The organism is Niallia sp. FSL R7-0271, from assembly GCF_038005785.1.
GTDB lineage: Bacteria > Bacillota > Bacilli > Bacillales > Cytobacillaceae > Niallia.
This window is the reverse complement of sequence record NZ_JBBOTZ010000004.1, coordinates 45,400-71,534: the sequence shown is the minus strand read 5'-3', so window position 1 is coordinate 71,534 and position 26,135 is coordinate 45,400. Positions and strand designations below refer to the sequence as shown.

Sequence of the window (26,135 nt, the reverse complement as noted above, 5' to 3'; positions counted from 1 at the left end):
TACTTTTCAATACCAAAAGTACATTACGTGTTTTTTAGTTTGTTTGAACGAAAGTTCATTTTGTTTTCGTTCTTAAGTTGATGGGCATGGGGTACAGCCAGCATTTCGGAAAAAAACCACGCTAAGCAAATTTATATGAAAAAAGAGCCGTATTTTACTCCGTTAAGAGTAAATCGGCTCTTTTATATTCAAAGGGCGTAAGGATTGTAAACTTGTTGCATGTAATCCCTCAAACTTATATTCACCTAAGAAATTGATGTGTTCCCAACCTAAAGGCCATATATACGGCATTAAATCCTCTCGAAATTCGCCTGTATCTTTTAATTCTTCTACGGCTTTTTCCATATAGACCGTATTCCATACACTTATCGCATTAATAATAATATTAAGTGCACTGGCCCGTTGCAATTGATCTTGGAGGGCTCTTTCTCTAAACTCTCCGCTCTTTCCGAAAAATATAGCTCTGGCTAAGGCATTTGTGGCTTCGCCTTTATTTAAGCCTTTTTGTATTTTTCTCCTCACTGATTTACTCGAAATATAATCTAAGGTAAAGATCGTTTTTTCTATTCGACCCATTTCACCAAGGGCGGTTGCTAATTTATTTTGTCTTGCATAAGATCCAAGTTTCCCCATTATAAGTGAGCTAGATACTTTACCTGTTCTTACGGAGTATGCTAACCGTAAAACATCATTGTAATTTTCTTGAATAACCTTTAAATTAATTTTCCCTTTTAATAGTGACTGAACATTTGGATATTCTTGCACACCGTTAATAGTAAAAAGTTTTGTATCCATTAAGTCACGAATACGTGGTGCAAAGCGGAAGCCTAGAAGATGTGTTAATCCGAAAACTTGATCTGTATATCCGGCGGTATCTGTATAATGTTCTTCAATCATGAGGTCTGTTTCATGATGAAGTAAACCGTCAAGGACGTATAGTGCATCTCGGGCATTTGTATTAATTACTATTAAATAGAAGGAAGCAAATTGATCACTTATAAACCTATAGATAGTTGCTCCTCTTCCTGTTCCATAATGCGGGTTTGAATCAGCATGTAAAGAGCGAACGCCAATAGGTACCCGCATTCCATCTGAAGACGATGTATTACCGTCTCCCCAATATGTTGCTAATTGTCGCCTGTGTTGAAAGTTAACTAGAACAGACTGAGCTCGAACCATAGCATCATCATACATTCTCCATTGCGCAGTGTTTGCCATTTGTCTATAAGAGATTCCAGGAGTAGCCTCTGCCATCTTTGTAAGACCAATATTTGTTCCCATTGCCATCAGAGTTGCTAATACTATATTCTTCTCTTCTTGATCAGGAGATTTGTTCGTTGAAGCATGAATAAATTGCTCATGAAATCCAGTCCAGCTAGCTACTTCTAATAGTAAATCTGTGAGTTTTATTCTTGGTAACATATTATGTAGGCGCATACTAAATGCTTTTGCTTCTTCTGGAGTCCCTTTATCTAACCTCTCCACATATAGCTTTCCTTGGCTGATATCAACACCTTCTAATTTTTCACTATTTTTTGATAACCAGTCCAAACGTTGGTTTAGAGAAGTAATCCTTTCTGTTAAGTACTCCTCGACCGTTAAAGGAACTGCCAAGTAATTTTCTGCATTTATTATGTTTCTCCAATCCTCTTCAGATATTAAGTAATCATCAAAAGCCTTATGCTGTCTACTGCCTGAAACAAATATATCTCCTGATCTTATATAATTTCGCAACTCTGTTAATGCTGCAAGTTCGTAATAATGTCGGTTAACATTACCTTCGTCATCATATACATGTTTTTGCCAACGATTTGATACAAAATTCAAAGGTGCACTCATCGGTACTTTTCGCTTTCCGTTTATGTTTAAATCATGTATAGTATGAAGCGCTTGAAGTACTGGATCTGCCGATTTAGTTGATCCAAACTGGAAGACCTTAATAGAGTAGGCGCATACCGCCTAATATAGGAATATCTAGTCTCCAATAAATCTAAATAATCATAACTTACAGGTCTTGATAGCTGTTTGGCTTCCTCAACCGATTCCACCATTTTATCCCACGGCATAACGTCATCTAGAGCTGTAAAAGCATCTTTTCCTACTTCTTTTGCTTCAATAAGTGCTCCACATATCTTGATAAATTGTATAAGTTTTTCATTCAGTTTTTTACCATTTACTTTTTGCATCTCATCTTGTGCTTTTTTTCCTTTTAATTGAAGATTCATCATAATACGATCGTGTATTTCAATTGCATAATCAATTAAATCTTGTGTGATTTCTAACATAAAAGCAACTAAAATACTGTATCTTCTCACTTCATCAAACCTTCTAAAGGCATATGGTTCATATTTTGATCCTAATCTTGCAAGCTGCCGAAGGCGGTTGGAATTAATCTTGCTCGTATCAACTACAAGCCCTATATCTTTTACATATTCAAATCGCTCCACAACCTTGAGGAAAGACTCTGGTGATGGTTGAGAGGGAAGTTGTTTTAACCAAGCCAATGGCGAAATTCCATTATTTGTGGGTAGAAGTAAAGCATCTATTCTTTTCTTTTGCTCAGATGTTAAGTCATCATACAAAATACTGTATACTTTTTGATCTGCTTGCTGTTTGGCTTCCCAAACTATATTTTCAATTACATACATGGCAGGAAGAATAACTTTTGATTTCCGTAACATGGACAGTGCTATTTCAATTAAATGAAGTGAATTGCTGTTTTCCATAGCTTGTTGTGTGAGATGTTTCAACAGATTTTCTTCATGGCTAGAAGAAAAATTAGTGAAATTATACTCCTCACGAATTTCACTAAGATGCTCCCATAATGTATTACTACGATTGGCATATCTAGAAAACTCTTCTGCAGGAATCTGTAGCTGTCTTGCGATATGCTTGATTACTGACATAGGAATATCTTTATACTCGGTTAAAGCCCATCCAGGATAACGAATTAATGCCAGTTGAAGAGCAAAACCTAAACGATTATATCCTCTACGGTGCTTGAAGATTAAATGTAAGTCATGTTTAGAAAAGGTATGAAATGTTACCAAATCCCATTCTGTTAAACGTGATAAATCCATTAACTCAATTCGTTGTGCCTCCGACAGTAATTGTTTAACTCCCATTATTTCCGTTTTCCTCTCTTTAAGAATTTATTTTTATTTTTTAGTTTAGGTAGTTTAAAGTTATGTAGGGCAATGTTGTATATACGGTTAATTCTTTAACCACTTGTAGAAAGATCTCTGCAGATGCTATAAGGGGACATGAGAATAGCCTTTATTATACAAATTATAACATTTAACTAAGTATAATTTGATTAGTATATATCAAATGTAAAATCCCAGTCTTAATCCATAAAAAAAGAGCCCTATATCCCTTGGGCTCTACCATAAATTCGTATACAATAGTAGTCCTTCAAAACTAGTATTGTATGTATATAGTATTAATTTTTTTAAACTGCAGTAGATATAAATACAGAGTATACAGCACTTTGAGTAATTCCTGGAGTTATAAAAAGTGAGATAGCATCTGTCCTTGCAACTGGATTACCAGGTATTGTACTAGTCCATGTAACTGTTGCAGGGGCTACCACTGGATTAGGATTAAATACCTTTACAGGTTGTGCTCCAATATCAGTTGGTTTAATCGAAAACACTATAGTTCCAGTAATATTGGCTGTAAGTGTAAGCGTAATTGTAGAGACTATTTGACCAGCACCCGGTGAAGCTAGATTAGTAGGTACATTATCACATACTCGCAACAAATATACACCTGTACCTAAGTTATTTACATTTATAGAAGCAGAAAACGCAACAACACTACCAGCTCCTGCTGTTACATAAGGGAGCGTTTGTGAATCTGCACCAGGTGATCCTGCTATGCGCTGAAATCCCGCATTAGTACCACCAAAAAGGATAGCCTTTGTAGAAGTTGTTGCTGTAGCGCCTGTAGCTCCAGTAGCTCCGGTAGGACCTGTAACTCCCGTAGAACCAGTAACTCCCGTAGAACCGGTGGCTCCCGTAGGACCAGTAGCTCCGGTAGGACCTGTAACTCCGGTAGGGCCTGTAATTCCCGTAGGACCTGTATCTCCGGTAGGGCCTGTAGTTCCCGTAGAACCAGTGGCTCCGCTAGGACCGGTGGCTCCCGTAGAACCAGTGGCTCCGCTAGGACCTGTAACTCCGGTAGGTCCTGTAATTCCGGTAGGACCTGTATCTCCGGTAGGGCCTGTATCTCCGGTAGGGCCTGTAGTTCCCGTAGAACCAGTGGCTCCGCTAGGACCGGTGGCTCCAGTAGAACCAGTAGCTCCGGTCGGACCGGTCGGTAGTGTAAATGGTGGAGTTGGCGGCAATGTAGGGCCTACAAGACTAGGATCAAACGCTGCAGCAGATATGAAATCAGCTTGGGCTAATTCGTTTGAATACTCTTCTTCATTCTCATCTGACATTATATACCTCCTTTCTCTTTAAAAAATTTATTCAATGTAGGGCTTGTACATACTATAAATTATAAAAAAACAGTCTTTTCTAAAATAATTGAAAATATTCTTTGGATTTTCAAAGATTTATTTATTTATTTATTTATTTATTATTAATCAAGGTTAATCTCATTTGTATTTTATAAAAAATCCATTAAAAGAACTCTTACCAAAAACCAATATTTTTGTAACATTTCTCCCCTTGCTTCTATTTCTATATTTATAAGGGTTTTCGAGTTACAAAAAATAGTTACCAAAAGTATTACCAAATACCTTTACAATAAATGAACCTTCGGTACAATGAAAATATATGATTGTACAGGAGGAAGCAAATGATTATTGGTTATGCACGCGTATCTACGATTGATCAAAATTTAGATCGGCAAATCCATTCACTTACTGAATATGGATGTGAAAAAGTCATTCAAGAAAAATTCACTGGAACAATTCGAAAAAGACAAGGTCTTATAAATTTGTTTGATGTGATAAGAAAAGGAGATACTGTTGTAGTTGAAAGTATCTCACGTTTAGGACGGAAAACATTAGATATCCTAAGTATTATCCAACAGTTCGAAGAAATAGGAGTTCAATTTGTATCATTGAAAGAGAATATGGATACAGGAACGCCTACAGGTAAGGCTATGTTGCAAATGATGTGTGTCATTGCAGAATTAGAAAGAAATTTGATTGCAGAACGAGTGAAAGAAGGATTAGAAGCAAGTAAGAAACGTGGAAAAAAATTAGGTAGACCCAAATTAGAAAAAGAAAAACTCTCAATTGCATTACGCATGTATGACAGTAAAGAATACTCTATTAAAGAAATTGTAGAAGGAACTGGTGTATCACAAGGTTCTCTTTATCGAGCAATTAATCAACGAAAACTCGAATAAACACAGAATTAATAACCCTCTAAGTTTTCTATGCACCCTCTACATATTAAAGAGCCAATTTACTCTTAACGGGGTAAATTTCGGCTCTTTTTTAGATAAATTCTCTTAGCGTGGTTTTTTTCCGAAATGCTGGCGGTACCCCTTGTAGTGATTGGGGTGCTTTTAGATGGATTTGGACTATACGAGCCTTTGATTGATTTTGCTGGGGCAGGGGCTACCGTTCCGATTACAAGTTTTGGGAATTCGCTTGTTCATGGTGCGATGCAGGAAGCTGAAAAACATGGGTTAGTTGGTGTACTGACAGGAATGTTTGAAGTAACTAGTTCTGGTATTTCAGCTGCCATTGTTTTCGGCATGATAGGAGCTTTAATTTTTAAGCCAAAAGGATAAGGAGAATTAGGATGACAGTAGGATCAGATGTTAAACAGTGTTTTGCCAGTCTAAGAGGGGTAGAAGCAAGTCTCTCAAGTTTAGCATTACGGACTCTTGATGATGAATCGAAGCGAACTTTGCATGAGGCTATGATGGTAGTACACGAAGTAACAAAAGATTTAAAAAAAAGAGTAGGAGAACTAGAAGGAGAGGAACTTCAGTACAAAGGTTTCTAGAAAAACTATATTTACAGGAGGTGTAAGCAGTGCCTGAATGGTTAGATATAGCTGTACGCTCAGCATTATTTGTTGCTGTTTTATTTTTCATTACAAAATGGTTAGGGAAAAAGCAAATTTCCGAACTAACTTTCTTTGAATATGTCACCGGTATTTCTATTGGGAATATTGGTGCAGAAGTGGCTATAGGACTTGAACGGAACATTTTTCACGGAATTATTGGAATTGTCATTTTTGCGGCTATTCCCTTTTTCGCTGGTTTAATTTCCTTAAAAAGTAAACGTTTTCGCAATTTTATAGAAGGAAAAGCAACTGTATTTATCAAAGATGGGAAGATTATGGAAGATAATTTAAAAAAGGAAAGATATACGACAGATGAACTGTTAGATCTCCTTCGCAGGAAGGATGTCTTTCAAGTCTCTGATGTAGAATTTGCTGTTTTAGAGGCAACAGGTGATTTATCTGTGATGCTAAAGAAAGAAAATCAACCTTTAACAGCAAAGGATATAAACTTGAAGGTTGCTTCAATCAAGGAGCCTCAGACCATTATTATGGATGGTACAATAATGGATGAACCACTAGCCACGATTGGACGAAGTCGGGCTTGGCTACAAACTGAATTAGAAAAACTAGGGGTAACGATTGAAAATGTATTTCTGGGACAGGTTAATTCTTACGGAGAGTTAACGATTGATCTGTTTGACGATAAATTACAAGTCGCACCCCCACAAGAAAGACCCTTAATTCTTTCAACCTTGAAAAAATGTCAAGCAGACTTAGAACTATTTGCTCTTGGAACGGAATCAAAAGACGCCAAACAAATGTATAGGTTAAACAGTGAAAAATTACAAGAAGCCATTGATAAAGTGACCCCTATTTTAAAAGGATAAGGATTTAGCTTAGATTCATACATGACGAAAAAAAGATACCATTTTTAATTGAAATAAGTTTAAAAACCTTAGTCCAATTTCGGACTAGGTGAATTTTTTTACGAGGTGTTAGAAGTGTCTATTTTTTTAGTTAAAGTTATTTTTATCTATATTGTGTTTATTGTAGCAGTAAATATTTTAGGGAAATCAGCTCTAGCCCAACTTACCCCTCATGATTTTGGAGCGATTCTTTTTTTATCTTAATCGAAAGTTAAAGGAAAGTAGATATCCTTTACCTGAGCTGTTGTCTAATTTAAGAACAACAGGATATCCGGATATTCACGATAATGAATATGCGATTTTGGAAGCAACAGGTGAAATTAGCATTTTTCCAAGAAAAGAATTAGTTCCTATTACTCCAAAAGATTTACATATGAAAGTGGAATACCGCGGATTACCCATAGCCGTTGTCATTGAAGGGAAAGTGCAAAAGCGTAAATTAAAATTTATCAACAAAAATGAAAAGTGGTTAAAGGAAGAACTAAAGGCAAAGGGATATCTTCAAATCAAAGATTTTTTTTATGCTGCTGTTAGAGATACCGATCATTCATTAACCATTAACAAAAAAGATGTTAACGACTAATTTTAAGACGATTTCCTCCCAATATAAATTAATGTTTTCTCTTATTTACTTCTTATTGCATTTACCACTTTCATTTTCCAAATTTATAAAAAATTATACCTATATTTAGGAATTTACCAGATGGTAATTTTCAAAATCACTAAGTCTCTAGTTAGGACAGTGCCCAGATCATTACGCCTTTCTTGATGTCAGAACTTTCCCAACCTTAATTCTCTTTTTTTCGTTCTTAATATCTTATACAAGTTCTTATAAAGGTAGTCCATAATATATAACAGACAATCCCTTCATATTCCATACGTATACTGGTTACATAGTTTGTACATATTAAGAGTAACAGAAGGAGGGATTCCAGTTGGAGTGGATTTTTTATCTATACCTGTTAAATACGTTCTTTATCTTATTCATAGCAATTTGGGAAGTTCGTCGGCCTGCCAAGGCTTTGAATTGGATAATAATCGTCCTTTTTTTACCTGTCATTGGTTTCTGGCTATATCTTAGCATATCAAACCCTAAGTTTATTCATCGAAAAAGATTGACCTGTTCTAAAAATGAATCTAACAAATTACCTGAGACATTCGGTGCTTCAGCATCGGTAATTGCCAATGCTTTACGGCATTTCACTGTGAATGGGCTTCGAATGGGCCAAGTCCAAGTGTTTAACAATGGGATAGCAAAATATGATCAACTCCTTGTATCCCTGCAAAAAGCCCAAGAAACCATTGATCTGGAATATTTCATCTATCGGAACGACCAAATTGGTAATCGAATCACAGAACTGCTAATCGAAAAAGCATTAAATGGAGTGCAGGTTCGTTTTATGAGAGATAGCTTGGGGAGTTATAAATTCCCGCGTGAAAAAATCCGGCAGATGGTTGAAGCAGGGATAGAATGCAGGACAATATTTCCTCTGCGATTTCCCTGGATTTTGTCCAATTGGAATTATCGGGATCATTGTAAGATTGTGACGATTGACAGAAAGGAATCCTTTACTGGCGGTATGAACGTTGGGTATGAATATACAGGATTAAAGCCAGACGTAGGATTTTGGAGGGACACTCATTTGCAAATTATAGGGGAAGCAACAGGCGACTTGCAGACTGTTTTTGATGTTCATTGGGAAATCGCTGTGCCGGAAAGGATAAAATCAAAAACAAATTTGAAAACAAAATCAGAGGTAACGAAAATCAATTCAATCGGCAGAGCAGATCATTCCAAATGGTCAGCCGAATTGGGATCAGAGTTGAGCACCCTTGATGATAAAAAAATGGACATATCCGGAAAAACTAGGACATTGCATAAAGCGTATATCCATACGTTGGAAGGAAACCCTGGAATTCCTACCCCAGTCATTCGGCAAGCTTACTTTATATGTATAACACAGGCGACCAAGACTATTGATTTAACAACACCCTATTTTGTACCAGAAACGGATATTATCATGGCATTAAAGACAGCAGTAACTCGTGGTGTCCGTGTAAGATTGCTGGTTCCTCGCCACAATAATCAAAAAATCGTGGGTCTTGCAAGCCGTACTTATTACGGAGAACTTATAGAAGCTGGAGTTCAAATCTACCAGTACGACAAAGGAATGATACATGCGAAGGTGTTGACCATCGATGAGGAGATTGCTGCCGTAGGCTCAGCAAACTATGATATGAGAAGTTTTCGCCTGAATTATGAGGTGTGTCAAGTCGTGTACAGTGCTGATGTGACAAGGGAACTCACAGAGCAGTTCGAGAGGGATCTTACTGATTCTGTACCATTAAGAATTGAAGACTTGGTGCAACGATCCCTGACCGAGCGCATTGTTGAACAGGGTGCTCGCGTGCTTTCTCCATTATTATAAGTTGAAAAAACCGGTATTATTTATCTTTCTGATTTTAATTAGCTTACATGTTGTAATATAAATATTTTAAAACATGAGGATTTTTGAAATCGAGTGAAATATAAAATGGAGGAATAAATTTTGGGTGAAGTTTTTTTGGGTTTACTGGCAATCAAAGTCATAGTAGGTTTTGCAACTTTATTTTTTATCATTATCATAACAGGCAGAACATCCATCTATCAGTTAAACCCCGTTTCACTTAGTTTTTGTGTTAGTACTTGGAGATTTTTTAGGAAATAACATTTATGAAGATAAGGTAGGGATTTTTCATTTTTTATATGCCATCGGATTGTGGACGTTTCTTATGTTGGGAATAGAGTTTATGACTCTAAAAAATAAATCGACACGTTCTCTCTTATTAGGCAATCCTAACATCATCATTCGAGATGGTGTTATGGACAGAAAGTTACTTACAAAGAACAAATTGGATGTAAATCAAGTATTGAGTATACTCCGTCAAAATAATGTCTTTTCAGTTCGCGAAGTCAAATACGGTATATTGGAAGCTAATGGGCAAATAAGTTTATTATTAAAATCCAAGTATCAAAAACCAGATCTCAATCTTCCAGAAAGTCCAGTAGACCTCCCAACATCGTTAATTATAGATGGGGAAATTTTATGGGATAATTTACATGAACTCGGATTTGATCAACAGTGGTTAGATAACCAATTAACTACCAATGGATATGATAATGTAAAGCGTATACTTTACGCAGATTGGCGAGAGCGTGAAGGCATACATGTAAGTCCTAAATAAAATTTGTTAGGATAAGAGCACATCAATTTTCTTGGTGAATATAAACTTTAGTCTTCAACAATCAGGCGCTTTAATGAAGTAACTAAAGCCTAATTTTTCACTTATAACACCGAGAAATTAGACTTTTTATATTTTGGTTTCCTTAACGTTGTAAATCCGCATTTTCCTGACGCTACCCCGTTATGAAAAAAATATCCCCAGTTGCATGGCAACATATTAACTTCTATGGAAGATACGAGTTTAATATACAACAAGAGTCTGTTGATTTGGATGCAATTATTCAAGAATTAGCCCAATTAAACGTAATATCGGAAACAGAGTAAGCGATGTTTAAGGAGTACTTCCCTAATCTTTCAGTGAGGTACTCCTTATTCCACCTTTTCGGGGGGATGGGCAAAAACACCCATATTGGCCAATCACGATTTCCTTTCTTCCATATTGCTTGGTGTAAAACTAATGATGTGTTTATTGCAGTGGGGGATTCAAAGGATAAATAGTACCCAGCAATTGCTCGACTATAATCATCTAAGATAATTGTTAACCAAGGCCTTTCTGGTTTTCCTTTTTCATTTAACACGATAATATCTAGTAGAGTGTGATCAGCTTGCCAAATTTCATTGGGGTAGTTTGCTTCACGTCGATATATCAAATCATATTTGTTTTTATATTCTTTATTCCCTTCATAGGCTAACTTCTTAAGACTGGGTGAAAGAGATTTCGAAATGGAATAGACTTGATAATAACTAGGTTGTTTCCAATTTTTCTTTTTACATACTTCACATATTTTTCTATGGATAGAAGAGACCGAATTCCTTCTATGATTGAATATAAGGTTCTTTATCTCTTCCAATACATTATTCTCAACTTTAAAATCTCCTGAATCAGTACGACCTTTACGAATCAGACCCCTTAGTCCAAAATGGTTATACTTGTTAATCCAATTATGAAGTGTTCGTTTGGTAATGCCAGTTTCTTCAGCAATAGCTTTCAGTGGTTTTTCTTGATTAAGATAAGGAGCAATCAACCAATATTTATCCATAGCCTTTTGTCTTTGTTCTTCTGAAAATGATGTTAGTGGGGGAAGTTCACTCATATAAACAACTCCTTCAGAAATGGAAGCAACTAATTACTAGTTGATCTATTCCTATTTTTAATCATTATTGGTTTTATTCATTTTGCGGTAAAGAGTCATTCTGGATACTCCAGCTTTATCTGCTGCCTCAGAAAGTGTTATACCTTGCTCCATTAAATAAAAAGCAAAATTTATTTTTTCATTATCAATAGGCGGCCTCCCTGGTACTTTCCCTCGTTTTCTTGCAGCCAGAATTCCTTCTTTTGTTCGCTCAGAAGTTAAGTCACGCTCAAACTGTGAAATACCTGCGAAAACAGTAAAGAGCATTTTTCCATGGGCTGTTGTAGTATCAAGCCAGGATTCTTTCAAACTTTTTAAATTTGCACCCTTCTTTGCAATTAGTTCAGCAATCTCTATTAAGTCTTTAGTAGAACGAGATAGCCTAGTAAGATCTGTAACTACAACTGTATCCCCAGAACGTAAATATTCTAACAATTGATTTAATTCTGGCCGATTTCGTTTCGCACCTGTTACTTTTTCGAAAAAAATTCTCTCGCATCCAAATTCTACTAATTGTTGTTCCTGACGATCTAAATTCTGATCCATAGTGGAAACTCTCATATAACCAAATTTCATGAAATTCACTTCCTTTTCAGATTAATTGTATCAAAAAAGGTATAAAAATAGTATTGTTACATATTAATTTTGTTACATATTTTTGTTACAACTAGAATGCTATTTTAACTTTAAATTATTTATAAAACTGTTCTTGTAACAAAAATGACCGTTTTTGTTACAAAAAGATGTTTTTTTATAAGGGAAAATATAAATTAGGAAAGACCCTATAAAATGGAAATAGCTCTATATTCTTTTGGTGTGGAAATTTATGTAAGGATAAGTTAAAAGAAATTAGCTTGTTCCTTACTTATGGAATTAGAGTGGAAGTTTAATGGAAGAAGGATTTTAAGTAACAGTGCCGAATCATTTAAGTTACCCTTAGAATGAGGTGGTTAAAATGAAACTAGGACTAAAACGTGATGAGTTAAGATTAGAAACACATACCGTAGAATGGGAAAAAGAGTTTCATAGGGTGAAACAGGATATTCTAAATTCAACCCCTATTCAGGAAAAACAAATTGAACATATAGGAAGCACAGCTATTAAGGATATGGTTGCAAAACCAATATTGGATTTAGTTGTGGGTGTAGATGATATTGAAAATGTTGAAAAAACTATTTTTCAAGGACTAAAGAAAGCTGGATTTTTAAAACTTCAAGTACAACGTCCAAACGAAATCGTACTTGCAAAGTTTACTGATGAATCCTACGAAGAAAAGACCCACTTTATTCATTTAGTTGAATATAATAAAGACCTCTGGAAAAATTTAATCTTCTTTAGGGATTACTTAAATGCCAACCAAACAGCACGTGAACAATACAAAAGGATAAAAATTGAGTTTGTAAAAGAAAAAGATGGTGGAATTGATGAATACACCGACTATAAGGAACAATTCGTAAGTGAAATATACGGAAAAAGAAAATAGTTGTGAAATATCGAGGGCTTTGATCTAATAAGGATTAATACCGCATTTCCGGCATTCTCTAATAAAAGTTGAAGATTTTTAATAAGAATACTAGATAAGGATAACCTTCATATTTGGAGGTTATTTTTAAAAATAAGCGTACAATCGTTAATAGATTGGTAGTTTATATCAAAAAAGGAGAGTATACCTAAAATGGTATTACTCTTCTTTTGTCTTTCTAGTTATTGGCACTTTTTTATTCAGTTTTAGTAATTATTTAACGTTAATTTAATAAAATTCTATCAATCGATAATGTTTTTCTTTACCTTTTTTTTAAAAAAATAACATTTTTATACAAAATTAGTAGATTTATAACTTGTATGGGTATATAATCAAATTGTTATTTGGGAAAATTTAAAAAATTACAAAAAAGGTGGGTATCATTTTGAAGAAATTCATTACAGGTTTAACTATTCCAGTTTTAGCGCTTTCTCTTGGGTTGGGAGCTACCACAAGTTTTGCTAGTGAGTTAGATAGCCCAACCTCAAATAATGTAGTGGAACAATCTCAGCAAATAACTGCTGAAGATATAGCATCCCTAAAAGAATTTTTAACTAGTTATAATGTAGATGAGACAACTCAAGACCAATTGATTACAAAATTAAAGAATGGAGAAGTATGGGATTCTATTAAACAAGGTCAAGAACCAGTTAATACTGTTGAAAAAACAACAGAAGAAAATGGAGTTGAAACAATATCCACTTTTAAAGATGGTTCTATTGCAGTAACAACATTAGAACCAACTATTGTAGAATTTACAGAAAAGGCTCCAACTACTGGTGGTTTTTCAACATTTGCAGTTAGTCCAGGAACTGTTACAAGTGGAAGTGGTTATAAAAATTTCAAAAAAGCTAAAGCATATGTATATACTGGAATAGCTAATGCACATTTTTATGCTGATTTCACCATTGTGCAAGGTGGTAATGACTATATTTCACGAGTATATGACTATAAAATTGTAGGAATAGGCGGTACAGCTTCTTACGACAACCTTAAGATTACAAGAAAAACAGAAAATCTAAACGGAAAAGCATCTGCTAAACTTGATTTCACATGGGTTGCCTTTAACGGCGCAACAAGCAGCACTTGTTGGATTAAACTTTTTGTTGGAAAAGATTCATATAGTACTGACTATAGTTACTAATAAATAAAAAAAAATCTCTTTATTTTTAAAGAGATTTTTTTAATTCATTCAATGTCTTTTAACATTTTTTCAATATTATCTATTTTTTGATGAATTTCGTCTAATTGTTTCTGGTTACTTTCAATGTGTTGCTTTTCTAACCTTAATCTTTCATCAGCTCTTTTTTCATATTTTTTAACAGTTTTTACAATGAAAAAAAGAACAATTAGAATTAAAATAATTGGAAGAAAAATTTGCATTAATGAAAATAGACCTAAATAAGTAGTTACATTCGTCAAGTTAAAAATCTCCTTTTAAATTATCTTTCAATTCTTGTTGAAATAGTTTATAAATTACATTTTTATCTAACTGAATTTGAAAAGAACTTAATTCATAAAACTTTAACGCCTTACCTGATGTTGAAATTTCTAAATTACTTTTAACTAAATTAACCTCCTCTAATTTTTGCAAATGTAAGTAAAGTAAAGGCCTGCTAATTTCTAAATTACGAGCTAGTTCACTCACATATTGTCTTCCTGTTGCTAAAATTGCAATAATTTTTAATCTGTGTGGATTGGCCATGGCTTCAAGAGACTTCAATAATATTTCTTTAGAATATTCTTCTTTCATATGTAAGTATTTTATTACACGTGTAACACATGTGTCAATATTTTTAGAAAAATTAATTAAATTTCAAATATCCTAAAAATATATAAAAGGTGATCATCGAGGTTTAGTTAAAGAGTTTTGTCCGTTGAGACTTACTTTTTGAATATCAAGAAAAGAAAACAAAAAACTCTTATGGGAGAAACAGGGCAGGTTAGTTAAACAAGCAATAGAAGATTAATGATAAAATTTTAATGATAAAATTTAGCTATTGCTAAATCCAGTATAAAAGACAAGATAATGAACATAATTCGATAAGCGATTGGGAGGTAAATATGGAAAAGGTTCTACATAAGATAGCTAATTTGATTAACAGTAGTGATGAAAAAACGGTTATTGGGATTTCGGGTCATGGTGCATCTGGAAAGACAACATTTGCCCATAATCTGATTAAACTTCTGGGACATGAAAATGTGAATTATATCAATACTGACCCATATATCATTGGCTCTCATCTTAGAAAGTACACTATATTGAAATATGAATATAAGAATCAACACCATCAAGACAAAATGACAGCTTGTCATCCTTCTGCTCATAATATAAATGCTTTAGAGAGAGACCTTCAAATGGTAAGGGATGCTTTAGACTTTTATACAATAGGCACGCATTATACAGAGAGCGAGTTAATTTCTTCAAGAAATAAAGTGAATATTATAGAAGGGATGACCGTTGCCTTTACTGACCCCAATTTGTATAATCTAAAAGTTTACTTATATACTGATGGAGAAACCGAGCTGATGAGAAGAGGTATTCGTGATGTTTCTGAAAGGGGAATAGATATAAATTATTTAAGAAAATCTCATGAAGAGCGTAGAATTCAATATGAGTTATTTATGCATCCTTATCATAAGAATTTCGATATAGTTTTAAAAAATTCAAATGAAAACTATGTTCTTGAAAAAGGGCATTTACTTAATTTGTGAAAAAGTGTACTTACACTAAAGGGTGCTTTCCTTAAATGTAGGGTGCCTTTTCTTATGTTGCTAAAATGGGCAAGTTACTGTAATAAGGGGATGAAGGAATTATACTAAAAGAAGGAGAATATAACTCATCTAGGGTAAACGGAATGGAGAAATAGAGATGATTATGCAGGAAGTATTTAAACAACTTATAAAAGATGAAATTGCTCCTATATTTAAGGAAAATGGTTTTAAAAAGAAAGGAAATAATTTTGCAAAGACACTCTCTGACTTTGCATGGACTGTAAATATCCAATCATCTAAGTGGAATACAAAGGAAGAAGTGGAGTTTACTATTAATACTGGTATTTTTACTGATAAATTATTTGGAATAGGTTATAGAGAGGAACCACCCAAATTTCCAACAGAAATTAATTCGGTTCTTAGACACCGAATTTCTAAACTGAAAAATGAACAGGATTACTGGTATAAAATTAACTTATCAAGTGACTTAGCTAAAGTTAAACAGGAAGTAAGCAGTGATATAGAAAGTTTGGTTTTTCCATACTTTGAGAAATTCCAAACAATTGAGGACGTCATACAAGAGATGAAAAGAGAAGAATCACAAGACTCTTATAGCGATCTAGAACTAACTATTTTGTACCAAGTATATGGATATAATAAGGAAGCACAAGAAAGAATTATTAAAGCATACAACGAAGCTAGTTATAAACCATATATTAGAGAAGTGGCTGATCAACTAAATTTATCAATAGAGTGAATGGATTCTCATGTAAAAGAGCTTTATAGTCAATATGGCTAAAAATCTTACTAGTTTCTTCGGGCAATAGGAGGGGATGATCCATAAGGATTAATCCTCGTTTTTGGTTTTGTTACTAACGGGGCAGCATTCCTGTAATAATTGAAACCTGCTTATGGTAGAAACGCGGCAGGTTTGTTGCAGTAGTTTAAATATTTACCAAAAAAATCGAGTATATCAATTCTTTTTACTTGCATACTATTTATAGGTGATAATATGAAAAAATCATTAGTTCTGTTTATTGTTTTCCTTATATGTTTAAACTTTAATAATTTGGCTTACTCAGCTACTGTAAATGAGACGGATTCAAAGTTGTGTGATGCTCTAGGGTTAGCTTTAATCATAAGCTTAAGTAAACCAATAGATGTAGCAATTGCTAAAATTTATCAAGATGATAAGGAAGCTCCTGAAGGTCTGATTTGGGCTCCGTATACAACGAAAATCTTGAAAATAAAACAAACTAACGGAATTGGTGGAGCGTATGAAGTAACTTTAAAAGTATCGTCTTATTATGGTGCACATAATTTTTATGGTGAAGATGAAATAGTGGTCAGTGCAGAGGGTAAATTAATCTCATTTAAACATTTAAAAACATATCCAAAAGGATAGTATTAAAGTCATACGAATATAAGGTGAACAGAATTCAGCTGCTAAGAGCAGCTGTTTTTATTTTACAAACGTGGGAATCAATGCTTCTTTATTGCTCTGGTACAAACAGGGCAGAATAGTGACACAAAGGGACTGTAAAAAAACTAATAAAAAGGTAATTCAGCACACATAATACCACTGAGGTGGTTCAATGAATAGGAAAATTACATCCTTAATAGTTTTTATAATGTTATTAATAAATACACCCACGTATCCACTTGCTATAGAGTTACCGGAGACCATTAAGGAGGAAGAGTTAATAAATTTGTTAAATGAACAAATCCTTTCAGTGATTGGAAGTGATTGGTTTAGGGGAAACGAAAAAATATTAGAAGTAAAACAAGATGACGGTGGGACAGTTGTAGTAAAAGTTCAAGTGGTGAGCTTTGAAGGTCCTCATAATCCTCCTTACTTGCAAGAGATTATTACATTTAAAGTTAAAGGACATAAAGTTGTACCAATTGATTACTTCAATAGGGTCATTCCAGAAAATGAATGGGACAAATTCAAAATATCTGAAGCCATGAATGATTAATTAAACTTTAACAATATTAACAAAAAGGGATTTTCTAGAAAAGTCTCTTTAATTAGTCGCTTTAGTAGCAGGATTCTCATAATAAATGAATAAAAAAGGAAGAGTTTGTGAAGAAATGTACTTAAGCTAACGGGGGCGTTAGTAAAATAAGATGTTTCAATATAAGAGTTTTTTAGTGTAAATTATCGCTTAAATTAAATGAAAAATAACTCTTAAAGTGACACATAACTTCATTTGTTTTAACAGGGTTTACCCTGTTTGAACAAAATAATGAAACTATTTTTCCATTTCTGCGTATAAACATAAGAGATTTATAACAAAGACAAGTAAAGGAGTTATTTATGGCAACTAAAGGTTTAAATAGAGCAAAGTTAAATAAATCTATATATTTTAGTGAACATGCTGCTAATAGTAAAAAGAGATGCATTTTTTTATCACATGCATCAAAGGATAAGGTAGCTGTAAGGAAAATCGGAGATTATATAATGAAGGCGGGTGTAGACATATATCTTGATGAAAATGATAGTGATTTACAAGCTGCAATTGAATCTTCTGATAATCATAATGCTGTAACTCAATGTATAGAAAATGGATTAAGTGCATCCACAGATATATTGTGTATCGTATCTGAAGAAACAAAAAGGTCTTGGTGGGTTCCATATGAAGTTGGGTATGGGAAAAAATCTAATGCTCAAATAGCTACTCTTTTATTGAATGATGTAAAGGATATACCTAGTTATCTCTATGTTTCAAAACTTTTAAAGGATATCAGGGAACTAAACAATTTCTTAGACTCTCTAGAAAAGTCAATTCAGCATAATGAAGCTTTCTCTTATAAATATGCTGAAACAGGTATTTTACAGGCGAGCTACACTCATCCATTAAGTGATATTGTAAAGCCAACTAGGTTCTAATTTGTAAAGTAAAGGAGTTATTTTATTATGGTCTATCGTAATACAAAACTTGATGTGAATTTAACAGTAGCAGGATTTGGAGTCAAAGGAACATGGGAACCCAATGAAGATCAGTATAGAGCAGCTTGGGAACTCTATGTTGAATTATCAACAAGAGTGGCAGTTATTGAACTAAAGGAAAGTGAAGGGCTTCTAAGAGAGACATTATCATCATTACACGCTTTGTTTGCTGTAAGTCGAGAGATAATGAAAAAATACGGTCCAGATATAGCGGTTTCTGGAAGTAGTGAATTATCACTTGGATTTCTTACCGTAAATATATTAAATGAGGTAATTCGTCCATTCCTTTCGAAGTGGCACCCTTTGCTATCAGACTATGAAGATAAGCGAGAAGTTACTGTATCAAGATTAGAACATGAACAAAAATGGGAGAAAAATAAAGAATTTAGAGAGCATCTAGACTTCACGTCTAAGGTTCTATATGAGTATTCCAAATTATTAGCAAAAGTTGCTGGGGTACCAAATTTATTAGAAAAGGTTTAATAGAAAAAAGCTATGGTAGCAATCAAGTGCTACCATAGCTTTTTTTAAAAGAAATAAACTAATTTAATGTTCGCTTATTAAAACTAACCTTATTAGCTGTAATTAAGTAAAGAATGCAAAAGACTAATCAAAGGAGGATGATGTATTGGTAGACACTATTCAATGCACCAATAGAAAAAGGAAAAAGGTAACTCCTCCATATTGATTTTATGGTGCTATAGATAATTACTTGTTAAAATAGGATAAGATGTTATTTTTTTACTGAGGTGAAAAATTTGAAGGTTAATAGAAACGATTCATGTGTATGTGGAAGTATGTTTAAATATAAACACTGTTGCTTAGATGGCAAAAAAGTAGCTAGATGGGAAAAACACGCTAAGTTACTACCAAACTCACAAGATAAGGATATTATTCATAAAACATTTTTCGAGGTTGTACATTTTATAGAGCGAGAAGAATGGATGGGAGCTTGTCATGCTTCATCAAGTATTTTACATATTCTTCTGAAAGAACAGGGCATAGATAATGAACTTTATATTGGAGAGGTAAAGGTACCGAATAAAAAACCATTTGATCATTCTTGGATAGAAATAGAGAAAAAAATCTATGATGTTTCATTATTTAAACCATTAGAAATGGTAGGCAAAACACCCCCCCCTATTTTTAATGGTTTTGATTTGAATACTAATCAAGTAACTGATATAGAATATGGAATCGAGACTGGGCTAGGTTACAATGAAGATGCAGATAATATTAAAAATATTCCTTTCAATACATATATGTTAGGATTTCAAAGTTTCCCCAATGGATTGTATGAGTTAGCAGCTATATTGGGTCGAAATTTAAATTTATCATTATCTTCTACAGAATTAATAAATCAATACTCCAAAACTGAGTGGAATGAGAAAGTAAAACAAAAATAAAGTTTAGAAAGTGTAATATAGAGGAGTTTAAAAATAGGAAAGAAGAGCGTACTTCATCTGTACGCTTTTACGTCTTGTTGGATTCCTGAAGGATTAAAGCCTGAATATATTATTGCTCATGAACATCCACCAAATATCTTTAATCTCATTAATAGAAGTCCTTATATAAATAAACAAACCACTTGAAAATTTTACATACCTAACAAATAGTAAATCTGGTCAAGTAAAGTTCGAAAATTACTATTACAAGAAAGGAAAATTATTATGTTCGATTTTTTATTAGAAATAGATAACCTCAGAAATAAAAGAAGTTTTACGGAAGGAAATACAAAAGATTTAGAAAGCACCTTAAAATCCGAATTACTAAAACTTGAAAATGATCCTGAAAAGTTAGTGTTGAATGAGTTAAGTCAAAATGAAGAATATTTAATTGTTTACCGTACAACTTTAGATCCAGATGATCAATATAGTTCATTTTATATTGAACTTAGAGTTATCAATACTAAAGGTATTTTAAGAGATAGAGTTCGATTATCTGCAATGTATAAGAATAAAGATACAATTGAAATTTGTGATATAGAAATATTTGGTGAGAATCAAGGTAGAGGTTACGGATCAGTTTTATTAAGTACTCTAATTAAATTTGCAATAGAAAATTTTATCAAGCAAATTTCAGGTTGGATATCTTATGCAGACGAAGAGCATTTTGAAAAACTTGATTATTTCTATAAAAAAAATGGTTTTTTGGTTAGGTGGAATGAGAATAATAATAATGTTCATAAAGCTGCCGAGATTTTATGGAAAACAAAGTAGAAAAGATTGCAAAAAAATAAACCACTCTAAATGTGGTTTATTTTTTGTTCTTTATATTTTTAGCATCGAGATGGTCAATAACTTTACCGTAGAATTGGTGAAAACCGGTATATATTACTTTTATGCCATTTAATAATTCTAATTTATGTTTAATCGAGTACCAAAAATATAATTTATGGTTATAAAAGTTAAAATTTGTATCAATGGTGCCAGGTATTTCTAAATCACCAATAACAATAATATTTTGATTATCTGGTCTTAGTAAAATTCTTTCTTGTGGAATTCTATTTAAATCCATAATAATTTTATACTTTCGGGGTTCATCTTCACCTGAATGGGTGAAAAAAAAGGAAGCAAAGGAAGGTTCCCCATTAATTTCTTCTTGATGGAACCAAATATACTTTTTCCGTTTATCTTTAAATTGCATAACATAGTTTTTAGCAGCGCTTCTCTTTGCATATAATCTAACTAATCCTGTTTTAAGATAATATTCATAATCATCTTTATTTAGGGTATTTGAATAATGTATAAGTCTGACACTCTTTAAATTTTCATACTCTTCGCTTGAAATGTAATACGAATAATATTTCGATTTCTTCCTAAGAAAATATTCATACCCTACAATAAACCCTATAATCAGTAATGTTAAAATATAAAAATTTCCTAGTACTAAATATAATAAACCTAAGATTGAAAGGAGGATTATAACTGCACTAAATATGCCAATGATAATTGAGTATAGTGCTGTTGCTCTTGCTCTCTTGGTCCCAATCTTTTCTTGTACCTTCATAGAATCTATTTCCATTATTGTCTCTACCTTTTTATTTTTTATCTTTTTCTTTTAAATAGCTACTAACTTCTTCAAGAATGACCGAAACATCTTCCACCGTCTTATATTCATCAAGAAGATATTTAAGTTCTTGTTTTAAAGTAGCCTTTTTTATTGGGTTAAGTTTGAGCGATTTTTCAAATTGACTGAGCGCATCCCTAAAGATTTTTGCTCTCCCTTTTTTGAATCCATATTCTTCAGCAACTTCATCTAACTTATTGAAAACATCTAAATCTGACTTAAAATCTAAGTTTTCTTGTTCTTGGTTTCTCATTGAAGGAAAATTGTTTGAAGGAATATACCCTTCCATAATGAATGAAGAAAGTTCATATGATAACTCTCTTTCTACAATTAAAGAAGCTAATTTTTTCTTTGTACCAACTGGTACCTTAAAAGTTTGTCTACTGTACTCACTTTTTTGTAAAGGACTATTCCTATAACGTTCTACCAAATTCTTAATGATATCTCTCATTATAGAAGAATGATTTAAATTAACCCCCTTTAATTTAGCCTGTTTAACTAGTAGCTCTAACTTATTAATTTCTTCTTCATTCATCCAGTATGGTTGAATTACTTTTTCATTATCAGCACCACCCTGCAGATCATTGAGTGCCTCAGGAAGTTTATACTCATTAAGCAAATAATTTTTAAGTATTTTTTTACTTTTATGGGTCGGGAGAAATTTTTTAAATTCCTCTAAGGTTGTAGCTGTTATGTTAAAGGAGTATTGTTTCAATTAAATTCAACCTTTTCTATTTAGTATATAAATTGCCTTCTCCAGGCTCATAAATATCTCTTTTTGAATATCTGATATCAGCAGCATTCAGGACTATTTCTCTTTCAGTTTGTTCTAGTTCTGTAAATACCTCAGAGAATTGAAGGATTACACCATTATCAAAGAAAGTTACTGAAGCTTTAACTAAAACTAATTCTTCCTTAGAAAAAGGGATTTCACGGATCATTTTCTCATAGTCGTAACCTTTATCCCACTGTATATAAGGTTGTAATTTTGTTTTTAGTTCATTGCTACTGGACATAATATAAGCTAAAGATAACAATTTGTCGTTTCCTTTAAGATTAAAAGGCATTTGCTCTTTGATTTCCAAAAACCGTTTCTGTTGTTCTACACTCACAAACTTCATTTTTATTCCCTCCAATTTAAATGCTTTTAAAATAATCAAATCAATATCTTTCTTATCACAAAACACATTTATAACATCAATACATTAAGTTACTTTAAAAAAAGCTCCATGAAGTTGGAGCATTTAAACAATCAATCAAAAGAAAAAATATCCTTTTGTTTCCTCCTTGATTATAACACAACTATCGACCCATTAAAAATAATATTACAAAGAAAACCAATTGATTATAAATACTGAATATCTGGTAGCACCATTATAGGTGGTTCACTTTTCTTAGATAAATCGGTTAGTTTCAATTTTCGAATGCTGTAATTTGTATTAGGATAATACTGCCTATATATTAAGCGTGCCTTCTCAACTGATTCTGAACGAACAATGATTTTAAGGCTTTTTGTTCGTAACAAATATAACTTTGACATTATAATTACTCCTTTTATAATTCTCTGTAACTAACAAAAATAAAGTATAATAATCTTTATCCAGCCAAAGAAAGACATCCATAATATTAAACTTAGAATACTTCCGTATATTACTCCATTAAAAAAATGCCCTTCTGCATTTATATAATTTCGTTTCAAATTTTCCTTATTTAAAAGTCTTATATTCTTCTTCACGTTCATAACCAACTAATATTAATTTTTCAACGAAAACCTTATACATAATACTCATCTCCTTAATTTTATTTAACAAAATACATTATATTAGTTGATAACACAGGAGAGAGAAAATGGTTTCTCTCTTCTGTGAACTAATTCTTATAGGTATCCTAAATCTTTTAAAGAAATATATACGTTAGGGTCTTGAGTAACTATCAAGCTATCAAGAACTTCTATTCCTAAATATGAACCAGCTTCTTGAAGTCTTCCTGTTACTTGGATATCTTCTCGTGAAGGTTCTGGGTTGTAAGAAGGATGATTATGTGCAACCACAATAGATGTTCCGTTATTTAGAATGGCTGCTTTAAATACTTCTCGTGGATGTACAATGCTTGCATTTATACTTCCTACATGACATCTATGAACAGCGTTCACTTCATTCTTAGTATTTAAAACCATAACTAGGAAAACTTCTCTGTCTTCGTCTCCTATGTATTCTGTTGCAATGGCAGCTGCTACATCTGGAGATGTAATTACCTTTCTTGCAATTTCACCTTCCGTTACTACTTGTTTAATTCTTACGATTTCTTGTACCATTTCTAATTTTTGCTCTGCCATTCTTCGCTCTCCTTTTTCTTTTGAGTGATTGTTTAATTTGTTGAGCATATATTAGATTTGCTCTTTTTTTGTTGTTTTCCTTACCTCCTTTATAATACAATTATAACATTTATACATTATAAAAGCAAAGAAAAACTAGTGAAATATGAGTATTTGTATATATTTTTTTATAACTATTATTTAAATTAATTTCCCTTTTTCCCTTTAATAAGGCTTTTAAGTTTGTCGTTTAGTATTAATCCATAAGTTCATTAATTCATCTATTTCCTGACTTATTTTAATTGTTTGTTTATGAGTTAAACCCTTTTCCATACCTATCCTTATCATTTCTTTTCTTTTTCTTTCAATTTCTATTGTGAAATCCTTTAACAATTGACCATCACCTCAATAATTACTATTTTCCATAATATGAGTTTTTGCTAAAAAAATCAAAATTCCCCATATGTCGTAATCTAATAACAACATAATCATTATGGTTTGATTAATGAATTCTTTTTCATATCCGATCTTCCGATCAATTAACTGTATAAGCTCACCAATCGTAAACCGAAACTCTTTCTTTTGGGCTTTAATTACTACTAGTTGATGCCTTTTAAGTTTCTTTTTTTCAATAGCCAATCGAAAAACTAAATTCATTTTGCCACTCCTTTCTTAATACAATTATAACATAAGTACATTATAAACAGTTAAATACTTTGATTCTTTTATAACGTTTTTACATTATAAATAGTTATAGTTTTAAAATAATAGAGTTTAAATCCTAATAAATAATTTTTTATGTTAAAATTAATTTATTCTCATGTTTCGTCGCATGAGAATAAGTCAATATGACTTTATAAAATCCTCTAAAAGCCGTTCTAATGGAAACATTAAATCGGTTTTTTTTATTTAAATGATAATTTAACTACTGGAGAGAAAAAAATGAAAAATATAATTTATACGGATGGGTTCCCTACATTTCCCCTTTACACCTATACAATATCAAGGATTCGCTTTCTAATAGAAGATGAAACCATGTTTCTTGATTTAATCTCATTTTCTGAAGACATAACAGATATTAACGAGGAAAATAAACTTATAACTACCAGTAGAGTTGTAGAAGCAGATTCAAGGGAAAGAATGCTTTCTACATTAAGCAAAGAGGCTATTCAGATTTTTAGAAAGGAAAGAGGATTTAAAAAAGTGTATCAAGTAGACAAAGAGTGCTTTTATAATTTACTTAAAGAATATAAGGATAATTTAATTGCGGTGGAAAAAAGTGTGATTGAAAAGGCTATGAAAAAGGGCTGATATCATATTTTCCTTTAATAAATGTTTTAAATTTTTTTTACTTGGCCATAATGATAAAAGGTGAATGGGAACAAAATATTATTATCTGGATGAGTTAGCGCGCAACTCGGATATTCTTACTCTCCTTCGAGTACAAAGGATGAATATTGAAAGTAATAATAAATTGTTTTCTCCAAACACAAATATCAGATGCCCTGTTCGAACAATGGCAAAAGAAACAATACCTAAAGTGTGTGCCTTTAAGTTGCTGGTAAGATAGGTACTCTTATATAGAACTTTAGCATTAAAGGAAATTGTTGCCCTAAAGCATATCTATTAGGGCTATTTGTGCTTTATTTAAGCCTATCTAACCAAGTTGTAATGGACTCTTTAATGTTAACTGTATTATCTTTAACATCTTCTACAATCGTATCAATTAAATCAAACCATGAAGTTTCCTTACTATATGGATTGCTCTTCTTAACAAATGATTGCACCTGTTTTAATTCCTTCATTCTCATTTTATCTAAAGTGCCACGTAAAAAGGTTCTCATATAAGAATTTAATAGTTCTGTATTTCTTATACTAGCTTCCAATAATAGTGCCGTTGCCTTTGAGGGAGTTACATCTAATGCACCTGATAAGTATTTTATTTTCTCATATGTATCTTGGTTAAATCTTGTGGTAATGCGCTCATTTCTTCCTGATTGTGATTTCTTCTGAAGAGATTCCTTTCCTGGATCTCCAATAAAAATGGTATTTACAAACTGATAATCTCTTCTAAAGTATTGAGAAAGATACTCTAAAACTTTTCTAGATTCTAGTCCTTTTTCACAAATTTTTTCAACTACATCTTTAACAGGTGTATTTGTAATATAGGAAAGTCGATAGACACAATTTTTTAGTTCAGCAGATATTGTTGGCTTAACATCTCTTTTTTTATCTGAACGTACTTTTCTAATTTTATCTTTTACTACTTCTACTTTCTTCATATACATCAGTCCATTTCATATT

Annotated in this window: 29 protein-coding genes and 2 pseudogenes; 18 read left to right on the top strand and 13 right to left on the bottom strand. The window is 32.6% G+C overall.

Annotated features, from left to right (window positions below; all coding sequences use genetic code 11):
- Positions 1 to 162 precede the first annotated feature (162 nt).
- Both MKX82_RS29570 and MKX82_RS29565 read right to left on the bottom strand, forming a co-directional pair.
- Positions 163 to 3,125: pseudogene (locus tag MKX82_RS29570) on the bottom strand (Tn3 family transposase).
- A gap of 326 nt (positions 3,126 to 3,451) precedes the next feature.
- On the bottom strand, positions 3,452 to 4,444 hold the full coding sequence (locus MKX82_RS29565; protein WP_341082272.1) for an exosporium leader peptide-containing protein: 993 nt from the start codon (positions 4,442 to 4,444) through the stop codon (positions 3,452 to 3,454).
- Positions 4,445 to 4,806: 362 nt separating this feature from the next.
- On the opposite strand from MKX82_RS29565, the gene MKX82_RS29560 reads away from it, so the two are divergent.
- The 7 genes and pseudogenes from MKX82_RS29560 to MKX82_RS29530 all read left to right on the top strand — a co-directional run bounded on the left by MKX82_RS29560 (position 4,807) and on the right by MKX82_RS29530 (position 10,126).
- Positions 4,807 to 5,364 (top strand): recombinase family protein, encoded by a 558-nt coding sequence (locus MKX82_RS29560; protein ID WP_000583545.1) that lies wholly within the window; start codon positions 4,807 to 4,809, stop codon positions 5,362 to 5,364.
- A gap of 126 nt (positions 5,365 to 5,490) precedes the next feature.
- Positions 5,491 to 5,754 (top strand): SpoVA/SpoVAEb family sporulation membrane protein, encoded by a 264-nt coding sequence (locus tag MKX82_RS29555; protein ID WP_088015411.1) that lies wholly within the window; start codon positions 5,491 to 5,493, stop codon positions 5,752 to 5,754.
- A gap of 11 nt (positions 5,755 to 5,765) precedes the next feature.
- Positions 5,766 to 5,972 (top strand): DUF1657 domain-containing protein, encoded by a 207-nt coding sequence (locus MKX82_RS29550; protein ID WP_000215800.1) that lies wholly within the window; start codon positions 5,766 to 5,768, stop codon positions 5,970 to 5,972.
- 29 nt (positions 5,973 to 6,001) lie between these two features.
- Positions 6,002 to 6,862: a DUF421 domain-containing protein gene (locus MKX82_RS29545; RefSeq protein WP_048519831.1), complete on the top strand. Its 861-nt coding sequence runs from the start codon at positions 6,002 to 6,004 to the stop codon at positions 6,860 to 6,862.
- Positions 6,863 to 6,976: 114 nt separating this feature from the next.
- Positions 6,977 to 7,484: pseudogene (locus MKX82_RS29540) on the top strand (DUF421 domain-containing protein).
- 352 nt (positions 7,485 to 7,836) lie between these two features.
- Entirely contained in the window at positions 7,837 to 9,330 is a 1,494-nt protein-coding gene (locus MKX82_RS29535; protein ID WP_000454745.1) for a phospholipase D-like domain-containing protein, read from the top strand.
- A 247-nt stretch (positions 9,331 to 9,577) separates the two neighbouring features.
- Positions 9,578 to 10,126, top strand: a complete 549-nt coding sequence (locus MKX82_RS29530) for a DUF421 domain-containing protein (protein ID WP_002029079.1) — start codon at positions 9,578 to 9,580, stop codon at positions 10,124 to 10,126.
- A gap of 280 nt (positions 10,127 to 10,406) precedes the next feature.
- Here the strand turns inward: MKX82_RS29530 and MKX82_RS29525 are convergent, their stop codons facing one another.
- Positions 10,407 to 11,219, bottom strand: a complete 813-nt coding sequence (locus tag MKX82_RS29525) for a helix-turn-helix domain-containing protein (protein WP_341082269.1) — start codon at positions 11,217 to 11,219, stop codon at positions 10,407 to 10,409.
- A gap of 57 nt (positions 11,220 to 11,276) precedes the next feature.
- Positions 11,277 to 11,834, bottom strand: a complete 558-nt coding sequence (locus tag MKX82_RS29520; protein ID WP_127738745.1) for a recombinase family protein — start codon at positions 11,832 to 11,834, stop codon at positions 11,277 to 11,279.
- A 379-nt stretch (positions 11,835 to 12,213) separates the two neighbouring features.
- On the opposite strand from MKX82_RS29520, the gene MKX82_RS29515 reads away from it, so the two are divergent.
- Together MKX82_RS29515 and MKX82_RS29510 are read left to right on the top strand one after the other, a co-directional pair.
- Complete coding sequence (locus MKX82_RS29515; RefSeq protein ID WP_127738746.1) at positions 12,214 to 12,741, top strand: GrpB family protein; 528 nt, start codon at positions 12,214 to 12,216, stop codon at positions 12,739 to 12,741.
- A 424-nt stretch (positions 12,742 to 13,165) separates the two neighbouring features.
- Entirely contained in the window at positions 13,166 to 13,924 is a 759-nt protein-coding gene (locus MKX82_RS29510) for a DUF5626 family protein (RefSeq protein ID WP_127738747.1), read from the top strand.
- A gap of 44 nt (positions 13,925 to 13,968) precedes the next feature.
- Here MKX82_RS29510 and MKX82_RS29505 read toward each other — a convergent pair whose 3' ends face one another.
- Together MKX82_RS29505 and MKX82_RS29500 are read right to left on the bottom strand one after the other, a co-directional pair.
- A complete protein-coding gene (locus MKX82_RS29505; protein ID WP_127738748.1) occupies positions 13,969 to 14,202 on the bottom strand; it encodes a hypothetical protein in 234 nt (77 codons plus the stop codon).
- A gap of 1 nt (position 14,203) precedes the next feature.
- The gene (locus MKX82_RS29500; protein WP_127738749.1) at positions 14,204 to 14,533 is read right to left on the bottom strand and encodes an ArsR/SmtB family transcription factor; all 330 of its coding nucleotides are present in this window, start codon (positions 14,531 to 14,533) and stop codon (positions 14,204 to 14,206) included.
- 311 nt (positions 14,534 to 14,844) lie between these two features.
- Here MKX82_RS29500 and MKX82_RS29495 point away from each other — a divergent pair, with 311 nt between their 5' ends.
- The 8 genes from MKX82_RS29495 (at position 14,845) to MKX82_RS29460 (ending at position 20,667) form a co-directional block, all read left to right on the top strand.
- Positions 14,845 to 15,495, top strand: coding sequence for a uridine kinase family protein (locus MKX82_RS29495; RefSeq protein ID WP_182102337.1), 651 nt, complete (start codon positions 14,845 to 14,847; stop codon positions 15,493 to 15,495).
- 157 nt (positions 15,496 to 15,652) lie between these two features.
- Positions 15,653 to 16,252: a DUF4304 domain-containing protein gene (locus tag MKX82_RS29490; RefSeq protein ID WP_182102336.1), complete on the top strand. Its 600-nt coding sequence runs from the start codon at positions 15,653 to 15,655 to the stop codon at positions 16,250 to 16,252.
- Positions 16,253 to 16,507: 255 nt separating this feature from the next.
- Positions 16,508 to 16,900 (top strand): DUF3888 domain-containing protein, encoded by a 393-nt coding sequence (locus MKX82_RS29485; protein ID WP_182102335.1) that lies wholly within the window; start codon positions 16,508 to 16,510, stop codon positions 16,898 to 16,900.
- Positions 16,901 to 17,090: 190 nt separating this feature from the next.
- The gene (locus MKX82_RS29480; RefSeq protein WP_182102334.1) at positions 17,091 to 17,474 is read left to right on the top strand and encodes a DUF3888 domain-containing protein; all 384 of its coding nucleotides are present in this window, start codon (positions 17,091 to 17,093) and stop codon (positions 17,472 to 17,474) included.
- A 341-nt stretch (positions 17,475 to 17,815) separates the two neighbouring features.
- Positions 17,816 to 18,388, top strand: a complete 573-nt coding sequence (locus MKX82_RS29475) for a toll/interleukin-1 receptor domain-containing protein (protein WP_182102333.1) — start codon at positions 17,816 to 17,818, stop codon at positions 18,386 to 18,388.
- A gap of 27 nt (positions 18,389 to 18,415) precedes the next feature.
- Positions 18,416 to 18,931: a hypothetical protein gene (locus MKX82_RS29470; RefSeq protein ID WP_182102332.1), complete on the top strand. Its 516-nt coding sequence runs from the start codon at positions 18,416 to 18,418 to the stop codon at positions 18,929 to 18,931.
- Between the two features lie 266 nt (positions 18,932 to 19,197).
- Positions 19,198 to 19,854, top strand: a complete 657-nt coding sequence (locus tag MKX82_RS29465; protein ID WP_341082265.1) for an SEC-C metal-binding domain-containing protein — start codon at positions 19,198 to 19,200, stop codon at positions 19,852 to 19,854.
- A 264-nt stretch (positions 19,855 to 20,118) separates the two neighbouring features.
- Positions 20,119 to 20,667, top strand: a complete 549-nt coding sequence (locus MKX82_RS29460) for a GNAT family N-acetyltransferase (protein ID WP_182102330.1) — start codon at positions 20,119 to 20,121, stop codon at positions 20,665 to 20,667.
- Positions 20,668 to 20,704: 37 nt separating this feature from the next.
- Here the strand turns inward: MKX82_RS29460 and MKX82_RS29455 are convergent, their stop codons facing one another.
- The 6 genes from MKX82_RS29455 to MKX82_RS29430 form a co-directional block, all read right to left on the bottom strand.
- Positions 20,705 to 21,457, bottom strand: coding sequence for a hypothetical protein (locus tag MKX82_RS29455; protein ID WP_341082264.1), 753 nt, complete (start codon positions 21,455 to 21,457; stop codon positions 20,705 to 20,707).
- Positions 21,458 to 21,488: 31 nt separating this feature from the next.
- Entirely contained in the window at positions 21,489 to 22,232 is a 744-nt protein-coding gene (locus MKX82_RS29450; protein WP_182102328.1) for a hypothetical protein, read from the bottom strand.
- Between the two features lie 16 nt (positions 22,233 to 22,248).
- On the bottom strand, positions 22,249 to 22,638 hold the full coding sequence (locus MKX82_RS29445) for a hypothetical protein (protein ID WP_182102327.1): 390 nt from the start codon (positions 22,636 to 22,638) through the stop codon (positions 22,249 to 22,251).
- A gap of 755 nt (positions 22,639 to 23,393) precedes the next feature.
- Positions 23,394 to 23,852: a JAB domain-containing protein gene (locus MKX82_RS29440; protein WP_341082263.1), complete on the bottom strand. Its 459-nt coding sequence runs from the start codon at positions 23,850 to 23,852 to the stop codon at positions 23,394 to 23,396.
- A 216-nt stretch (positions 23,853 to 24,068) separates the two neighbouring features.
- Positions 24,069 to 24,224, bottom strand: a complete 156-nt coding sequence (locus MKX82_RS29435; protein ID WP_259347140.1) for an aspartyl-phosphate phosphatase Spo0E family protein — start codon at positions 24,222 to 24,224, stop codon at positions 24,069 to 24,071.
- A 12-nt stretch (positions 24,225 to 24,236) separates the two neighbouring features.
- Positions 24,237 to 24,470, bottom strand: a complete 234-nt coding sequence (locus tag MKX82_RS29430; RefSeq protein WP_341082262.1) for a hypothetical protein — start codon at positions 24,468 to 24,470, stop codon at positions 24,237 to 24,239.
- Between the two features lie 303 nt (positions 24,471 to 24,773).
- Between MKX82_RS29430 and MKX82_RS29425 the strand changes: the two genes are divergently transcribed.
- A complete protein-coding gene (locus MKX82_RS29425) occupies positions 24,774 to 25,142 on the top strand; it encodes a hypothetical protein (protein ID WP_182102405.1) in 369 nt (122 codons plus the stop codon).
- Between the two features lie 332 nt (positions 25,143 to 25,474).
- Here the strand turns inward: MKX82_RS29425 and MKX82_RS29420 are convergent, their stop codons facing one another.
- Positions 25,475 to 26,113, bottom strand: a complete 639-nt coding sequence (locus MKX82_RS29420; RefSeq protein WP_182102404.1) for a hypothetical protein — start codon at positions 26,111 to 26,113, stop codon at positions 25,475 to 25,477.
- Positions 26,114 to 26,135: the final 22 nt, after the last annotated feature.

Bases quoted from the DNA above. Each gene is read 5' to 3' on its own strand.
- MKX82_RS29565 (WP_341082272.1), bottom strand. From the start codon at position 4,444: ATGTCAGATGAGAATGAAGAAGAGTATTCAAACGAATTAGCCCAAGCT.
- MKX82_RS29500 (WP_127738749.1), bottom strand. From the start codon at position 14,533: ATGAAAGAAGAATATTCTAAAGAAATATTATTGAAGTCTCTTGAAGCC.
- MKX82_RS29555 (WP_088015411.1), top strand. From the start codon at position 5,491: ATGCTGGCGGTACCCCTTGTAGTGATTGGGGTGCTTTTAGATGGATTT.
- MKX82_RS29490 (WP_182102336.1), top strand. From the start codon at position 15,653: ATGATTATGCAGGAAGTATTTAAACAACTTATAAAAGATGAAATTGCT.
- MKX82_RS29440 (WP_341082263.1), bottom strand. From the start codon at position 23,852: ATGGCAGAGCAAAAATTAGAAATGGTACAAGAAATCGTAAGAATTAAA.
- MKX82_RS29460 (WP_182102330.1), top strand. From the start codon at position 20,119: ATGTTCGATTTTTTATTAGAAATAGATAACCTCAGAAATAAAAGAAGT.
- MKX82_RS29495 (WP_182102337.1), top strand. From the start codon at position 14,845: ATGGAAAAGGTTCTACATAAGATAGCTAATTTGATTAACAGTAGTGAT.
- MKX82_RS29480 (WP_182102334.1), top strand. From the start codon at position 17,091: ATGAATAGGAAAATTACATCCTTAATAGTTTTTATAATGTTATTAATA.
- MKX82_RS29475 (WP_182102333.1), top strand. From the start codon at position 17,816: ATGGCAACTAAAGGTTTAAATAGAGCAAAGTTAAATAAATCTATATAT.
- MKX82_RS29560 (WP_000583545.1), top strand. From the start codon at position 4,807: ATGATTATTGGTTATGCACGCGTATCTACGATTGATCAAAATTTAGAT.
- MKX82_RS29470 (WP_182102332.1), top strand. From the start codon at position 18,416: ATGGTCTATCGTAATACAAAACTTGATGTGAATTTAACAGTAGCAGGA.
- MKX82_RS29515 (WP_127738746.1), top strand. From the start codon at position 12,214: ATGAAACTAGGACTAAAACGTGATGAGTTAAGATTAGAAACACATACC.
- MKX82_RS29485 (WP_182102335.1), top strand. From the start codon at position 16,508: ATGAAAAAATCATTAGTTCTGTTTATTGTTTTCCTTATATGTTTAAAC.
- MKX82_RS29445 (WP_182102327.1), bottom strand. From the start codon at position 22,638: ATGAAGTTTGTGAGTGTAGAACAACAGAAACGGTTTTTGGAAATCAAA.
- MKX82_RS29455 (WP_341082264.1), bottom strand. From the start codon at position 21,457: ATGAAGGTACAAGAAAAGATTGGGACCAAGAGAGCAAGAGCAACAGCA.
- MKX82_RS29420 (WP_182102404.1), bottom strand. From the start codon at position 26,113: ATGAAGAAAGTAGAAGTAGTAAAAGATAAAATTAGAAAAGTACGTTCA.
- MKX82_RS29520 (WP_127738745.1), bottom strand. From the start codon at position 11,834: ATGAAATTTGGTTATATGAGAGTTTCCACTATGGATCAGAATTTAGAT.
- MKX82_RS29525 (WP_341082269.1), bottom strand. From the start codon at position 11,219: ATGAGTGAACTTCCCCCACTAACATCATTTTCAGAAGAACAAAGACAA.
- MKX82_RS29425 (WP_182102405.1), top strand. From the start codon at position 24,774: ATGAAAAATATAATTTATACGGATGGGTTCCCTACATTTCCCCTTTAC.
- MKX82_RS29550 (WP_000215800.1), top strand. From the start codon at position 5,766: ATGACAGTAGGATCAGATGTTAAACAGTGTTTTGCCAGTCTAAGAGGG.